Annotated in this window: 14 protein-coding genes; 2 read left to right on the top strand and 12 right to left on the bottom strand. The window is 37.2% G+C overall.

Annotation, left to right across the window (positions count from 1 at the left end; translation table 11 throughout):
• On the bottom strand, nucleotides 1-1,014 hold the full coding sequence (locus ACZ5R4_RS18270) for an acyltransferase domain-containing protein (protein ID WP_277679248.1): 1,014 nt from the start codon (nucleotides 1,012-1,014) through the stop codon (nucleotides 1-3).
• Nucleotides 1,015-1,986: 972 nt separating this feature from the next.
• On the opposite strand from ACZ5R4_RS18270, the gene ACZ5R4_RS18265 reads away from it, so the two are divergent.
• Nucleotides 1,987-2,148 carry a hypothetical protein gene (locus tag ACZ5R4_RS18265; protein ID WP_347836746.1) on the top strand — a complete coding sequence of 54 codons (162 nt, stop codon included), beginning with the start codon at nucleotides 1,987-1,989 and terminating at the stop codon, nucleotides 2,146-2,148.
• Between the two features lie 92 nt (nucleotides 2,149-2,240).
• Nucleotides 2,241-3,458, top strand: coding sequence for a methionine adenosyltransferase (metK, locus tag ACZ5R4_RS18260; RefSeq protein WP_054861650.1), 1,218 nt, complete (start codon nucleotides 2,241-2,243; stop codon nucleotides 3,456-3,458).
• 398 nt (nucleotides 3,459-3,856) lie between these two features.
• On the opposite strand, the gene ACZ5R4_RS18255 is transcribed toward metK, so the two are convergent.
• The 11 genes from ACZ5R4_RS18255 to ACZ5R4_RS18205 form a co-directional block, all read right to left on the bottom strand.
• Nucleotides 3,857-4,885, bottom strand: coding sequence for a LacI family DNA-binding transcriptional regulator (locus ACZ5R4_RS18255; RefSeq protein WP_464368512.1), 1,029 nt, complete (start codon nucleotides 4,883-4,885; stop codon nucleotides 3,857-3,859).
• Between the two features lie 72 nt (nucleotides 4,886-4,957).
• Nucleotides 4,958-5,839, bottom strand: coding sequence for a carbohydrate ABC transporter permease (locus tag ACZ5R4_RS18250; protein ID WP_464368511.1), 882 nt, complete (start codon nucleotides 5,837-5,839; stop codon nucleotides 4,958-4,960).
• An 11-nt stretch (nucleotides 5,840-5,850) separates the two neighbouring features.
• Entirely contained in the window at nucleotides 5,851-6,741 is an 891-nt protein-coding gene (locus tag ACZ5R4_RS18245; RefSeq protein ID WP_277679251.1) for a carbohydrate ABC transporter permease, read from the bottom strand.
• A gap of 119 nt (nucleotides 6,742-6,860) precedes the next feature.
• A complete protein-coding gene (locus tag ACZ5R4_RS18240; protein ID WP_464367760.1) occupies nucleotides 6,861-8,183 on the bottom strand; it encodes an ABC transporter substrate-binding protein in 1,323 nt (440 codons plus the stop codon).
• A 110-nt stretch (nucleotides 8,184-8,293) separates the two neighbouring features.
• Nucleotides 8,294-9,148, bottom strand: a complete 855-nt coding sequence (locus ACZ5R4_RS18235; RefSeq protein ID WP_054861653.1) for an NAD(P)-binding domain-containing protein — start codon at nucleotides 9,146-9,148, stop codon at nucleotides 8,294-8,296.
• A gap of 25 nt (nucleotides 9,149-9,173) precedes the next feature.
• Nucleotides 9,174-9,869 carry an RraA family protein gene (locus ACZ5R4_RS18230; protein WP_109985174.1) on the bottom strand — a complete coding sequence of 232 codons (696 nt, stop codon included), beginning with the start codon at nucleotides 9,867-9,869 and terminating at the stop codon, nucleotides 9,174-9,176.
• A gap of 58 nt (nucleotides 9,870-9,927) precedes the next feature.
• Nucleotides 9,928-10,890: a 2-hydroxyacid dehydrogenase gene (locus tag ACZ5R4_RS18225; protein ID WP_109985175.1), complete on the bottom strand. Its 963-nt coding sequence runs from the start codon at nucleotides 10,888-10,890 to the stop codon at nucleotides 9,928-9,930.
• Between the two features lie 40 nt (nucleotides 10,891-10,930).
• Entirely contained in the window at nucleotides 10,931-12,421 is a 1,491-nt protein-coding gene (locus ACZ5R4_RS18220) for an aldehyde dehydrogenase family protein (RefSeq protein WP_109985176.1), read from the bottom strand.
• 19 nt (nucleotides 12,422-12,440) lie between these two features.
• The gene (locus ACZ5R4_RS18215; RefSeq protein WP_464367759.1) at nucleotides 12,441-13,604 is read right to left on the bottom strand and encodes an iron-containing alcohol dehydrogenase; all 1,164 of its coding nucleotides are present in this window, start codon (nucleotides 13,602-13,604) and stop codon (nucleotides 12,441-12,443) included.
• A gap of 2 nt (nucleotides 13,605-13,606) precedes the next feature.
• Entirely contained in the window at nucleotides 13,607-14,704 is a 1,098-nt protein-coding gene (locus tag ACZ5R4_RS18210) for an Ldh family oxidoreductase (protein ID WP_181397611.1), read from the bottom strand.
• Nucleotides 14,695-15,372: an RraA family protein gene (locus tag ACZ5R4_RS18205; RefSeq protein ID WP_109985178.1), complete on the bottom strand. Its 678-nt coding sequence runs from the start codon at nucleotides 15,370-15,372 to the stop codon at nucleotides 14,695-14,697. Before ACZ5R4_RS18205 ends, ACZ5R4_RS18210 begins: the two co-directional genes overlap by 10 nt.
• Nucleotides 15,373-15,378 lie beyond the last annotated feature (6 nt).

Genomic DNA, 15,378 nt, shown 5'->3' with positions numbered 1-15,378 from the left:
CTACCTTCTCCCTCCATGAACTCCTTGGATTTTTTGTTTACTACTTTTCCCTACATCATGAATTGACAATTTGGAATATACACTTTCCAACGCTTTGACATTATCCGCGTATGGTGAAAGAATACTAAAAATGGATAGATCATTTTGTTGCTTAAATTGAGCTTTTGCTAGATTAGCTAGAGTACCCGATGGACCTAAATCTATTAAGATCGCCCCATCATGATCCACCACTTCTGTTAAAGCACTAGTAAATCGAATTGGTTCTCTTAGCACTTCCCAAAAATAGGTAGCATTCATATTTTCCTTCCTATATCCAGTCACAGAGGAATAGAATGGGATAGTTGGTGTCTGATAATGTAATTCCGACAAGCGATTTTGGATAGCCTTACCAGCCACATCAATGTAACTAGAATGGAACGGAAAGGTTACAGGTAGCCTAAGAAAAGTAATTTCTTTTGTACGAAGATATTGCTCTATCTTTTTTACCCCCTCCAAATTGGAAGCGATTACAAAATGAGATTCATTGTTAATCGCGGCGAGATAGGAATGATGATGAAGAAGAGGTACCTCTTCATAAAGACTTGGAGAAGCTAGGATCGCAATCATTCCCCCTGGCTGACTAAATTTCTTTATAAAAAGCACTTGATCAATTAAACTATTTAAGACGTCTTCTTGGTGAAATACATTGGCCACTACTCCAGCTGCATATTCCCCTAAGCTTGATCCTATTACCGCATGTGGACGTATTCCTTTTTTGATCAGTAAATTAGCTAAAGCAACTTCAATCATAAAAATAGCCGGTTGCGTGTAGAACAAATCACTAAATTCATCGCTTTTCAATCGATGTTCATCATAGATATACTTTATTACCGAATTCCCTGTGGCCCTTTGAAAAGTAGCATCCAACTGATCCAAGTTCTCTTTAAAAATTGATTCCTGTTCATACAGCTCCTTTCCCATTTGAAAAAATTGAGATCCTTGTCCTGAAAACATAAAAATAATTTGGTCCTTCATGATTTCATCACACCTTACTTTCGACATCACTCTACTATGGATGTAATTATTCAAATAGACTAATAGAAGGAGTACCTTCATAAAAAGATAAATAGGAAATTACCGGAACTACTAAAGTTACTATTTAGCATTTTTCATATGCACATGTTCCACAGTCGCAATGGAAAGGAGCTTAATTATCGTTTTACTGATACTAAAAAAGCCCCCTCCAATTATATTGGGGAGACCTAGTGCAATTATTTAACAATGCATTACTGCCCGTCGAGAAACAGTGGAAATTCTCTACGGGGAAAAATAGTGCAGAGATGAACAGTAAAAATGGCAAACTGAATACTAGTCCACTCACTCCCCCTCTTTTTTAAGACCTACCTGAAGGCGGAAGTGGAACCGTCATACCAGCTATCAGTTTGTTCACAGATGCTTTAATATTATGTTATCTATAACTGCACTTTGCAATTTGCAAATATGTACATTCTAGCTTTATCTAACGTGCCGAAACATCGATTAGACCGCTAAAAATGATTATAGTTTATTACAAAAATTATTATAACATCCATTAATTATTAGTCAAGAGAATTTATGGCATTTAACTTTTTCTTAAAATAACATTTAAAAAAAGGTGCAATTTAAGTAAAATAATGTTAATATATAGAAAACATGGATAAAACTAAAGTTGTTTCGGCACTTTAGTTAAGATATGTTGTTATATTTTATTTTGTAGTGTACTGGTTCTAATAGATTTGTACATGAATAGGCGAAGCCATGTTTTTATGAGGTTTGGCTTTATATAGAAAATTTTCCTTATTCTCCTTTGAATTACTTAGATCAAAAAAAGTGCATAATATATCACTATATCCAAAACACATTCAATTGCCTATAGAATGTGTTTTTTCTATTAAGTTAATTTGGAATACTTAGTTGTTCACTGAAAAGCTTAATAAGCTTTCATATACAATGAAGGAGAGATAATCTATGAAAAAGAAGAAAATAGTAATGTTGAGTGTGTTGGGATGTGCTATGGTTTATAGTTTATTAAGTAATAAACCAATTGACAGAAAGAGCTTTAATAAAAGAAAAGGAGGTATTACAAGAAGAAAATATATCGAAATTCATCGACAACCCTATCAAATCTAATGTTTATCAATAACTAACCTTTCATTGTATTGCATATTTCAAATAGCTTTTTTTATTTAATTAACTATATCTCTTTATGAGGAGGATGACAGATGTTAACAAATCGTCGTTTCTTTACTTCTGAATCAGTTACTGAAGGACATCCAGATAAAATTTGCGACCAAATTTCAGACGCTATTTTAGATGCCATTCTAACGAAAGATCCAAATGCACGTGTTGCAGCAGAAACTTCTGTTACAACAGGGCTTATTTTAGTCACTGGGGAAATTACAACGTCTATTTACGTTGATATTCCTAAAATTGTTCGTAAAACGGTGAAAGAAATTGGATATACTCGTGCGAAATACGGTTTTGATGCCGATACTTGTGCTGTATTAACCTCTATTGATGAACAATCATCCGATATTGCTATGGGTGTAGACAACTCATTGGAAGCTCGAGAAGGCAAATTGAGTAATGAGGAAATCGAAGCAATCGGTGCTGGCGATCAAGGTCTAATGTTTGGTTTTGCTTGTAACGAAACGGAAGAGCTTATGCCAATTTCCATATCTTTAGCACATCAATTATCTCGTCGTTTAACAGAAGTACGTAAAAAAGAAGTTCTTCCTTACCTTCGTCCAGATGGCAAAACGCAAGTTACTGTAGAATATGATATAAATAACCATCCTGTCAGAGTCGACACGATTGTTATTTCAATCCAGCATGATCCTGAAGTTTCACTAGAGAAAATTAAACGTGACATTAACGAACAAGTTATTCAACCTGTCATACCGAAAGAATTACTAGATAACGAAACAAAATATTTTATTAATCCGACTGGCCGCTTTGTTGTAGGTGGACCTCAAGGGGATGCCGGTTTAACTGGTCGTAAAATTATCGTCGATACATATGGTGGATATGCTCGCCATGGCGGTGGTGCATTTTCAGGTAAGGATCCTACAAAAGTTGACCGTTCCGCGGCTTATGCGGCCCGCTATGTTGCAAAAAACATCATAGCTGCAGGTTTAGCAGAAAAAGCAGAAGTCCAGCTAGCATATGCAATTGGGGTAGCACAACCTGTATCCATTATGGTCGATACTTTTGGAACTGGTAAAATAAGTGAGGATATCCTTGTTAATTTAATCAGAAGTAACTTTGACCTTCGTCCAGTAGGTATCATTAAAATGTTAGACCTACTTCGTCCAATCTATAGACAAACCGCAGCCTATGGTCACTTTGGTCGTACAGATATTGTTCTTCCTTGGGAACGTACCGATAAAGCAGCATCTTTACTTGAACAACTTCGAGAATCAAACCCTTCATTGGTCTAAGTAGATATTTCCATATTTCCACAAAGTACAAAAAAGAAACCTGTACGAGATACGTAAGGAGAGAGACTAACCCTTACAATTTTTTCAAAAAATCACAGACTCTTTTTAAATAGATTTATTCCGTTTAATTTCCTTTATTTCTGCCCATAGCTTTACGATTTCATCACCCATTCTTCTCAATCAAAAAAAGATAGAAGATAGATCATTTAGATCCATCTCTATCTTTTTGTTTTTCGCTTATTTCCGTACAAATATAACTGACGACCAACCATTTATTATCTTATGCTTCGTCTCTATTTTAGCATTCTTCTAATAAGATAACAGAGTAAGAAGAATGATAGGGGATTGCAAGATGATTGAATCATAGCTTCTCTAACACAATTTTATTCTAGATAAAGTTAGTCTATCATTTTAATTTCTTGTGAAGATTCTCTTACTACAAGCTCTGGTTGAAAGATAATATCTTTAATAGTGGGAGATTCCTTAGATTTAATTTCATTAATGAGAAGCTTTGCTGATTCTTTTCCTATATCATATGAAGGTTGCCTAATAGTAGTTAAAGGAGGATTAATATGTTTCGCCCATATCGTATCATCGTAGCCTACAATACCAATATCTTCAGGCACTTTTTTATCTAATTTTTTTAATGCCTCTATCAATTCAAGCGTTAACATATTGTTAGTGGAAAATACCCCATCTATCATGGCATGATCTACTAAATATTTTTTTATTTGTTGGTTTGCTTTTCTAAGACTTGTAATTTCTAAAATATAATAAAAGTTTTCCGTCAAACCATGAGAAGTAAGTGCTTCTTGATAACCCTCTATTCTTTCCTGCCAGGTACTAATATTTTCATGTTTAAAAGTAATTGCCAATATATGCTTTCGACCATTTTCCAACAAGTGATTGACTGCCATAAAACCACCTTTAATATTATCAACAACGACATTGTTTGCATGGATGCTAGGTATTTTTCTATTGATGACGACCATGGGATACTTATTTGCTACTAATTTTTCATATAGGGATTGATTTCTAACGGTTGGGTTAATAACTATTCCATCAACCTGCCTCATCTGAAATTCTTTAATATATTGCTCTTCAAGTTTTGGATCACCATCAGAGTTACATATCATGAGGTTATAACCTTGCTCTTTACAAGTATCCTCAACACCTTCTAGTACTTTAAACCAAAATTCGTTTCGAAAATTAGACAAAACAATGCCAATTACATTCGTTTTCATTGACTTTAACCCTTTTGCTAACGCATTAGGTCGATACTCTAACTCTTCTACTACTTTTAATACTGTTTTAATAGTTTCAGGGGTATTATGATCAAGATTACCATTTAAGATCCGCGAAACTGTTGTTTTGGACACTCCGGCTTTTTCAGCAACATCAGCTATTGTCACCCTCACAGCTATCACCAATTTCCCATTTATTCATTATTTTCCAATTCCATGCACTTATCATATCATAATAAATACATATCTCCTAAATTATCCCTTTAAACCGCCTGTAGTGATTCCTTCGATTAAATACTTCTGAAAAAATATAAATACACCGAATAAAGGAATTAACGATAAAGTAGACATAGCGAACATTGGCCCCCAGGCACTCTCTCCAGCGGAATCCAAGAACATTCTAAGTCCCAGGGCCACCGTATATAATTTGATGTCGCTAATGTATAACAACTGACCGAAGAAATCATTCCATGTCCATATAAAAGTAAAAATCATTGTAGTTACAAGAGCGGGAATAGACAATGGTAAAATTAGATACCAATATGTCTTAATCTTTCCACATCCATCTATCTCTGCTGCTTGTACCAATTCATTTGGAATCCCTCGTATAAATTGAACCATTAAAAAGACAAAAAACCCTTCCACTGCAAAGAATTTCGGTAATACCAGTGGATAATACGTATTGATCCAGTCTAAATGATTAAACACGATATATTGCGGGATGACAGTAACATGGAATGGTAGCATAAGAGTCATCAGCATCAATGCAAATAGGATAGATTTAAATTTAAACTTCAATTTGGCAAAAGCATATGCTGCCATGGAACAAGCCATCACATTACCAATAATCGCTAATACCACAATCAACAGCGTGTTGCCAAAAAATAATCCAAATGTATATCCAGACACACCTTTCCAGCCCTGTGTGTAATTATCCATTGTCCATTCTGACGGAAAAAATGATACAGAATTAAAAATATCTGAAGGTTGCTTAAAGGAACTGCTAACCATCCAAAACAATGGATAAAGCATCACTATCCCTAAAATGATAATAAAACTATGGATAACAATTTTCTTTATCTCCCTCTTATGTTTGGGTTGCTTAGACTTCAGAACTACTCTGGAACTACTTTCCATTTTTATCACCTCTAGCCTTGATAATAGACCCACTTTTTCGATGTAGCAAAAACAATAGCAGTTGCAAGTGCAATAACAATTAGTAAAATCCAAGCCATTGCTGAAGCATATCCCATCGCAAATTGAGTAAACCCTTTTTGATAAAGGTATAATGTATAGAATAAAGTTGAATTTAGAGGACCACCAGTTCCACCTGAGACAATATAGGCAGGAGTGAATGCTTGGAATGCTCCAATAATCCCCATTACTAAGTTGAAAAAGACAACCGGAGTAATCAAAGGCAGAGTTATCATAAAAAATTGCTTTAATGGCCCCGCGCCGTCAATCTTTGCTGACTCATAAAGCTCGATTGGTACTTGCTTCAGTCCCGCTAAAAAAATCACCATAGATGCTCCAAATTGCCAAACCATTAATATAATTAAAGTGTAAAGTGCAGTATCTGGAGTAGATATCCAGTTAATGCCCTCCAATCCGAACTTATCTAGAATATTATTCACTAAGCCATTGCCTCCAAATATTTGTCTCCACAGAATGGCAATAGCTACACTGCCACCAAATAATGATGGGACATAGTAAACGGCCCGATATATTCTCAAGCCACCAATTCCCTTATTTAACAATACCGCTATAAATAAGGCAAAGGCCAACTGTAAAGGGACGCCTATTAACACATAAATAAAGGTGACTTTTACACTTTGCAACCACTTCGGATCTGAGAAAAGCGCCTCATAATTTTCAAGACCAATCCAAGTAGGAGCATTAAACATGTCATAACTAGTAAATGAAAAGTAAAGGGATGCCCCCATCGGAATTGCAGTTAATGTTAAAATACCTATTATCCAAGGAGTTAGAAATAGGTAGCCTATCCCATTATTCTTCCAAAATAATTTGAATTTTCCCATAGCGAATACTCCTTATCCCCAGAATCTCAACATTTAACGTGTTATAAAAAATCAGATTCAATTAAGAATAAAGAGATTTTTTAGCATAATTGAATCTGATCTTTAACTGTTAAACTTGGCTATTGTTCCAATATACTTCTTGCCTCATTCAAGAAGTCTGCCACTGCCTGTTCTACCGATTTTTGACCGAAAGCAATTGCTTCTGCATTGTCGGAAAATAGGGTTTCCACTTGATTTACCCCTTCTGGAGCATAAGCAGCAGGTTCAGCTAATTCCACAGTAGTTTGAATATATTCCACTGCTCTTTGCTCTGGTAGGGTAAGTTCTTCCATCACTAAATTAGAAGCCTTTGTACCTGCTGGAGGGCCTTGTTCCGTTTTGAATATTTTTACAGATTCATCATTACTAACAAAAAACTCAATAAATTTGGCAGCGGCATCTTTATGAGGGGAGTCTTCTGTAATACTGAGATAGGCCCCTTCGATATATTCACCATTTGGACCACCTTCAATATGTGGATGACGTACTATATTAATTTCACCTTCTGCCATCTGTTCTTCATATAAATACATCTGGTTGGCTGGTAATCCAAGTAATGCTACTTTTTTTGTGGCGAACATATTCGCTTCTAATGGCAACCCCTCATACTCATTGCTAGTAGCGGCATCTGGTATCACACCATCTTGTCTCATTTGATCCCACATTGTCCACCAATCTGTTAATACTTGTTCATCAAAGCCTAATTTTCCATCCTCAGTAAAGAGATCTTGACCACTTTGCCGTGCAAAATATCGAAACAATGGTTGTAGCTGGCCACCACTTCCATCCTCCACAGCCCATCCATCTCCGCCCATTGCTTCTTTAATTTCATAGGCCTTATCGACAAAGTCATCCCAAGTCCAATCAGATTCAGGATAGTCAATTCCTAAGTCATCAAAGACTGCTGTATTATACACAAAACCAGGCATGGTAATTCCTTTGGCAACCATAACAATATCTTCCCCAACCTTCCCACTATCTAGAGCAGCCTCTGGAAAATCTGATAAATCTAGTTCTCCATTTTCCACCTTATCATTCAGTACATGCAGTGCACCTCTCCTAGCATAATCTGATACATAAAATTGGTGCATACTAACAACATCTGGAGCATTCCCTCCCGAAACTTGTGTAGTTAACCGATCCCAGTAATCTTCCCAGCCTCCAAATTGTCTATCTACTTTTATATTAGGATACGCTTCTTCGAATAAATCAATGATTTCATTGTATTTTTCATGACGGCCTGTATCTCCCCACCAGGAAAAACTTATCTCAATTTGCTCACCAGACTTCGTACTATCGTCATCTGATTCACCTTTATCTGCTTCCTCATTATTACTAGAACAACCTAATAGTAATAAAAAGGTAAATGTTATCATGATGAACAACCATAAACTTTTCTTCATTGTTTGATCTCCCCTTTTTCAATACATTAGCCAAACAATACAAATAAATAGAAAAAATTGATCCACAAACTTAGCCAAGCTATCAGTAAACGACACAGATCAAACACATTCTAATGAATAAGGTTTTTACTTATTGCTGCGAAATCTAATTCTCCATCTTCCTTTTCTGCTAATTTATACAATTGTAAAGCAAGGGATGCTATTGGTAATACCGATGTTCTGCCTTCATCTACTGCTATTTGTACATCCTTTTTCATTAATTTCAACTTAAAACCAGGATCAAATTGTTGATTTACAATGGAATCAAGTTTATTCATTAACATCCATGACTGACCAGAGCTATCCCCAATTACTTCCTTCAGTATGGCAGTATCTACATCTAGTTCTTTTGCTAGGCTAATAGCTTCAGATGTTGCAATCATATGAATGCCTGCTAGCATTTGATTGATCGCTTTGATTGCTTTACCAGTACTTACATCACCAACAGAATAGACATTCTTCGCCATTGCACCTATTACTTCCTCTACTTCATTTAGTGTAAATGGATCACCTCCCACCATCGCGGTTAATGTTCCATTTTCTGCACCAGAGGTTCCCCCGCTAACAGGAGCATCTAGTATTCGAATCCCATTTTCGCGATAGACTCTATCCAAATTTTTGATGGCATCAGGCGATCCAGAGGTCATTTCTATTAAAATAGCATTTTCCTGAAAGGCTGCTATTATTTCCTCTGAAAGTAAAACTTCATTTAACTCTTGATCTGTTGGCAGAATCGAAATAACAACCTCGCTGCTTCGTATTACTTCTACTAAATTAGAATGAACTTGTGCGCCTTGTTTTTGGAGAACTATTACAGGGTCGGGATTTACATGTTGAGCAACCTGTAGTTCAAACCCTTGTTTTAGTAAATTTTGCGCCATTGGTAATCCCATAGCTCCTAACCCAATAAATCCTACCTTTTTCATAATTATCCCCCCACCTATTAGATTACTATTGAACCGTATCGTCTAATTCCCAGCCAAGTTTCTCATACAACTTTTTACGTCCTGCTTTATCCCCGGTTAATTCCTGATGAGCATATTTGGCAACTTCCTTGGCATATTTACTTGGTACCACTACTACCCCATCCCCATCTGCTACGATGACATCATTAGGATAAACAGCCACACCACCAATAGCGACGGGAACATCTTTCTCATAATAACGGATTCGCGTCTGATCCATTCCTTGCGAGACAAACCTTGACCATACGGGAATCCTTTGCATGATTACTTCATCGGTATCACGGATCCCTCCACCATTTGTAAGGTAACCTACTACCCCTTTATGGAGATGGTCTAAGGTATTATTGGAACCTAATATCCCTACATCTGTTCCAGCTACATCCATGACGATGAAATCCCCTTCTTCGATATCGTTTGCCCACTCATCTGTACAAACTTCACTGTAATACCATTTCACCCACTTCGTATATTCGTCCCCCGTCACGTTTGGGACAGGCCCTTCAAAAGGTAAATAACGGGCGGTCCTAGCTATCCCTACTACTTTTGTACGGAATAGTGGACGAATATGATGATCTACGGTGCCATAACCATGTAGCCCTACCCAGTCCATCCCATCACGTACGTCGGTTACTCGTAAGTCTTTGTACAAATCTAGTATTTCTTCACGATTAAATTTACTCATCTTTCATCACTCCTAATTATTTATTGGAAATCGTTACACCAATGAACACGAAGAAACCTTAGACCACTCTATATAAAGGAGGCTTATCCTGTAATACCCTTAGTAGATTTTTCGCTGCAACTTCCTCCATTTTCAGTCGAGTTTCTACGCTTGCACTCCCAATATGCGGTAAAGTAACCACATTAGGTAAAGACACAAATCGATTGGTGCTATCTATTGGTTCTTGTTCAAAAACATCAAGACCGGCTGCCCAAATTTGTTGATTCGTTAGAGCATGGTAGAGTGCATCTTCCTTTACAATTCCACCTCTTGACGTATTAATCAAAATACAGGTATCCTTCATTAAACTAAATTCTTTTTCCGCAATCAGGTTTTTCGTTTCTTCACTATACGGCACCAACACACATATATAGTCAGAAGTTTTTAATAACTCCTCCCATTCAAGATAATGAACGCCTAGTTCCTTTTCATGCCTTGGCCGCCGATTCCGATTATGGTACACGACATTCATTTTAAAACCTTTCGCCCTTCTTGCTAAAGCAGATCCAATACGTCCCATACCAATAATTCCTAGTGTTGCGCCATAAATATCTCTACCTGTTAATTGCATAGGGGACCATGTTAACCATTGGTTCGTTTTAATATAGTCAACCGCTTCTACAATTCGACGGGCAGTAGCCATTAATAAGGCAAACGTTAAATCTGCCGTTGTCTCTGTCAAAATATCAGGGGTATTCGTGACAATAATGCTGTGTTTCTTAGCTTCTTCGAGATCTATATTGTTATAGCCAACAGCCATGTTGCTAATCACCTTTAAATTGGGGGCCAAGCTTATTATTTCTTTATCAATTGTTTCAGTGAGTAAACAATAAAGACCTTCTACCTGAGACACTTCTTTCATTAATACCTCTTTTGGTACAGGTAGATCTTCTCTTCCCCACATGGAAACCTCACAGTACATTTCCAATTTCTCTTTCACACAAGCCTCTAACTTTCTCGTCACATATATTTTCGGTTTCATAAAGAGCTCCCCTTTTCTAACTAATCATGAGAGGGAAAGATTAATATTCAATATATACTGTTTTTAATTCTGTAAAAAACTCAATATTAGAGCTACCAACAGAGAATGCCCCAAAGCCAGAATTTTTGGTGCCTCCAAAAGGTAAATGAGCTGCGCTTGCCGTTCCATGATTGATATGCACCATTCCCGATTCGATTTTTTCCGCAAAGGAATGAGCAACAGTAAGATCTTCTGTAAAGATAGATGCTGCCAGCCCATAATCTACATCATTCGCAACAGATAAGGCCTCTTCCAGATTGTCTACCTCAATGATGGTTATAACTGGGCCAAATATTTCTTCCTTAGCTATCCTCATAGTAAGATTTACATTATCCAATAGTGCCGGCTTCATATAAGCACCTTGCTCATAGCGATTAGTCTTTAACACTTCTCCACCGTATATAAGATTAGCTCCTTCTTGAATACCTATCTCAATATAGCTTTGCACACTATCCAAGTGCTTCTTATTTACTAGTGGGCCCATATTTGCTTTATCATCCCAGGCAGGACCAATATTTATTTTTTCTAATTCATTGATTAATGCATGGACAAGCTCCTCTTTTTTGTCTTGTAATACAATCACTCTACTAATTGAGGTACACCGTTGCCCGCTGCAATTACAGGCAGCACTGATAATTTGCGTAGCTACTTGATGGACATCCGAATAGTCCAGTACAACAGCTGGATTTTTTCCGCCTAATTCTAATTGTGTTTTGGCAAACCTTGAAGAAGTCAATTGATTAATTCGTTTGCCTAAATCAGTAGAGCCAGTAAAACTAATCCCCTTCACATCTGGATGAGCAACTAGTGAGTCGCCAACGGTAGACCCACTGCCCACGATTAAATTAACTACACCATTGGGAATTCCAGCTTGGGTAAGTAATTCCATTATTTTAGCAGACGTCCATGGTGTTGCAGTTGCAGGCTTATAAACAACCGTACATCCATAAGCTAGTGCTGGTGCTATTTTGCGAATTGGGGTTACCATAGGGAAATTCCATGGAGCGATTTCTGCGATCACACCTATAGGATTTCTGGTAGTAGCATTCCAAACATTTTTTCTTTCCGCAGGCAGTGTATTTCCTTCCATTCTGAAAGCTTCTCCAGCACAAAAGCGCGCTTCCTTTGCCGCTCTAGTTACTTCACCAATAGATTCACTTAAAACTTTTCCTTGCTCTGCCGATACCATAAAAGCTAGTTCATGAAGATTTTCTTCTAACAAATCTGCTACTTTATAAAGAATAGCTCCTCGCTCAGGGCCAGGTAATGTAGACCAAGTTTCAAATGCATTACTTGCTGCCTTTACTGCTTGGTTAACATCTTCCTTAGTAGATTTAGGGAAAAATGCTAATGCTTGCTTATTATTGGCAGCATTATAAATGGTATAAACCTCTCCACTTGTGCTAGATACCCACCTGCCATTTATATAGTTTCCATAAGAATATGGCTGAAGATTTTTAAGGAACTGTCGCATTTTTTCTCCCAAGGTCATGACATTCATCACTCCTCACTTAAACCATGACAGATTTGCAAATATTTATTAAATCATTTACGGTTGGTTTGACAGGGTTAATCGGGGTGTTTCCAGATAACATCGCTTCTTTAGCAACTTCTTCTAAGTCTTCTTCTTTGACATGAAAGTCAGATAAATTTTGGCTTATCCCAATATCCTCGTTTAGTTTTCTAATAGCATTGACAGCTCTTTCAGCAGCTTCTCTATCAGATAAGCCAGCTATTTCCTCACCAAAAATTTCAGCAATTTCAATGAATTTTTTTGTATTTCCAATTAAGTTAAATCGCATTACTTCTGGTAATAATATGGCATTTACTAATCCATGTGGAATATTGAATTTTGCACCTAATGGAATGGCTAAAGAATGTGCGAGACCAAGTCTTGTCGTGTTAAATGCCATAGCTGCCATTGTACTCGCCAATAACATGTCTTTTCTAGCATTCAAATTCTCCCCTTGTACAACAGCCAGCCTTAAACTTCTAGATATAAGTTTCATAGCCTCTTTGGATAATGCTTCAGATATTGGCTGTGTTTCTTTATTAACAAAGGATTCTAACGCATGAGTTAATGCGTCCATACCAGTTGTAGCCGTAAGATGTGGAGGCAAGGTCAGGGTTAGTTCCGGATCCACTAACGCAATAGTTGGGCAATTAAACATACTGCCAACACTTAATTTCACTTTTTTTGTTTTATCAGATAATACCGAAAATCTCGTAATTTCACTACCAGTACCAGCAGTAGTTGGGATAGCAATAACTGGGTTACCCTGGGTAGGTACTTTATCTAAGCCAACATAATTACGGATGTCTCCACCATTACCAAGTAAAAGTCCAACTGATTTTGCAATATCAAGTGAGCTTCCACCACCAACCCCAATCACTACATCACAGTGACTTTCCTCTGCCAGCTGGTAAGCTTTATCCACTGATTCTATCGTTGCTTCTGTGCCAATATCATTAAACACTAGGTATGGAATGTTGGCTTTCTTTAGTGGAGCCTCGACTTTTTCAATAATTCCAGCGTGTAAAACACCTTGATCACCTACAATCAGCACTTTATTCCCTCTTACCTCATCTATATAATTTGCTAGATGGTCTACTTTACCAGCACCAAATTCTATTTTTACAGGCATTTCATATCTGAATTTTTCATTGACAAACATTGCTACACACCTTTACCTTCTGTATTATGGTTGAGCATTAAGGCATCCTTTAGCGATACGCCATATTTCATACCTATATTGGTTAATTCTCTTTGTACGTTCTGAGATAAATTAATACCATTCTTTTTCCTTTGTTCCGATCTTCTGCTTTCCATCTCACCAGGTATGAAAATTTCCTCAACATCTTCTGCCTTTGGTTCTGTTTTAATATCACGGATATATAGGTCCATTCTATGTTTAAATGTTTTAATATCCATAAACTTATTCACGTCAATGGTTATAAAAAAGTGACCAACGTTCTGAGGGGCCTTCCAATTTTCATACATGTTGTTGACATATTTCCCAAACCCAGCTCCGGTTAATACACCTGAAAAAATATCGATAAACATCGAAATGCCATAGCCTTTGGGCCCTCCTAATGGTAAAACAGAACCCTTCAATGCCTCTTCTGCATTTGTAGTGGATTTACCATTTTTGTCAATGGCCCATCCATGTGGAATGGCTTCTCCTTTTTGCGCGGCAACTATAATTTTACCTCTTGCCACTACACTTGTTGCCATATCTAATAAGAATGGTTCACATTCTCCACATGGAATGCCAACAGCTAAAGGATTCGTCCCGATAAATGGTTTTATCCCTCCCGTTGGTGGCATCGTCTGTGACGCATTGGACATAACGATGGTAACCAAATCTTCCTTTAAGCCCCTTAAAGCATAAAAGGCTCCTGTTCCAAAATGATTAGAATTTTTTACTCCAACCATTCCAACACCGTTTGCTTTTGCCTTTTTCATCGCTAGCTTCAATGCTTTATCTCCCACTACTGCACCAAAGTGATTGCATCCGTCTATTAAAGCGGTGGACTCATCTTCTTTTTCGATTCGGATTTTTGCTTTGGGGTTAATCATTTTTTGCTCGACCCTTTTTAAATAGATAGCTGTTCGAACCACACCATGAGAGTCTACACCACGCAAATCAGCTTGAACCAATGATGCAGCTACGATATCAGCTTGTTCCTTCTCCACTCCCGCTTTAACAAAAACACTAGAACAAAATTCCTGCAACCTTTTGTAGTGATAATGATTGAGGGTTGTCAATTCCATTCACACCCTTTTTCTTTTAAGATTGCATCTACCCAAGTTCGATCTACACTGCCATTTTCTATTGCTTGAAATATTTCTAACTCATTTTTCTCTTGAGATTTTATGTGTTCCAGTATGTCTAATGTTAAGGTCTGCGGAATAGCAATCACACCATCTTCATCGCCCAACACCAAATCACCTGGTTGTATGACCATTCCATCGATTGATATTGGGACGTTTATTTCACCTGGTCCATCCTTGTATGGTCCTCTATGTGTTACTCCTCTAGCATAAACTGGGAAATCGCCATTCCAAAAAGCTGAGGAATCTCGGATTGCTCCATTGATGACAAAACCTTTGATTCCTTTTTTTATCGATAATTTCATCATGATTTCCCCAACAATTGCATTCGTTGTATCCCCGCCAGCATCGACAACTAACACATCCCCAGGTTCTGCAAGATCAATCGCTTTGTGTACCATTAAATTGTCCCCTGGTCTTGTTTTGACAGTTAAAGCTGCGCCTAGTAATTTTCCCAGCATACAATAAGGTTTCAATTTAGTTCCACCAGAAAACATTCTGCTCATGTTGTCGCTCACATGTGGTGTCACCACATTTTCAAATTTTTTAATCACTGTTGAACTAACCTTCGACTCTCTTTTTAAAATTCTAAAGCCTATATTCTCCAAACATCC

The sequence above is a fragment of the Gracilibacillus sp. JCM 18860 genome, assembly GCF_055395245.1.
This window is presented reverse-complemented; position numbering and strand designations above follow the sequence as displayed.

Excerpts from the sequence above, each read along its gene's own strand:
- ACZ5R4_RS18270 (WP_277679248.1), bottom strand. The coding sequence starts at position 1,014 with ATGAAGGACCAAATTATTTTTATGTTTTCAGGACAAGGATCTCAATTT.
- ACZ5R4_RS18265 (WP_347836746.1), top strand. The coding sequence starts at position 1,987 with ATGAAAAAGAAGAAAATAGTAATGTTGAGTGTGTTGGGATGTGCTATG.
- metK (WP_054861650.1), top strand. The coding sequence starts at position 2,241 with ATGTTAACAAATCGTCGTTTCTTTACTTCTGAATCAGTTACTGAAGGA.
- ACZ5R4_RS18250 (WP_464368511.1), bottom strand. The coding sequence starts at position 5,839 with ATGGAAAGTAGTTCCAGAGTAGTTCTGAAGTCTAAGCAACCCAAACAT.
- ACZ5R4_RS18245 (WP_277679251.1), bottom strand. The coding sequence starts at position 6,741 with ATGGGAAAATTCAAATTATTTTGGAAGAATAATGGGATAGGCTACCTA.
- ACZ5R4_RS18240 (WP_464367760.1), bottom strand. The coding sequence starts at position 8,183 with ATGAAGAAAAGTTTATGGTTGTTCATCATGATAACATTTACCTTTTTA.
- ACZ5R4_RS18235 (WP_054861653.1), bottom strand. The coding sequence starts at position 9,148 with ATGAAAAAGGTAGGATTTATTGGGTTAGGAGCTATGGGATTACCAATG.
- ACZ5R4_RS18230 (WP_109985174.1), bottom strand. The coding sequence starts at position 9,869 with ATGAGTAAATTTAATCGTGAAGAAATACTAGATTTGTACAAAGACTTA.
- ACZ5R4_RS18225 (WP_109985175.1), bottom strand. The coding sequence starts at position 10,890 with ATGAAACCGAAAATATATGTGACGAGAAAGTTAGAGGCTTGTGTGAAA.
- ACZ5R4_RS18220 (WP_109985176.1), bottom strand. The coding sequence starts at position 12,421 with ATGACCTTGGGAGAAAAAATGCGACAGTTCCTTAAAAATCTTCAGCCA.
- ACZ5R4_RS18215 (WP_464367759.1), bottom strand. The coding sequence starts at position 13,604 with ATGTTTGTCAATGAAAAATTCAGATATGAAATGCCTGTAAAAATAGAA.
- ACZ5R4_RS18210 (WP_181397611.1), bottom strand. The coding sequence starts at position 14,704 with ATGGAATTGACAACCCTCAATCATTATCACTACAAAAGGTTGCAGGAA.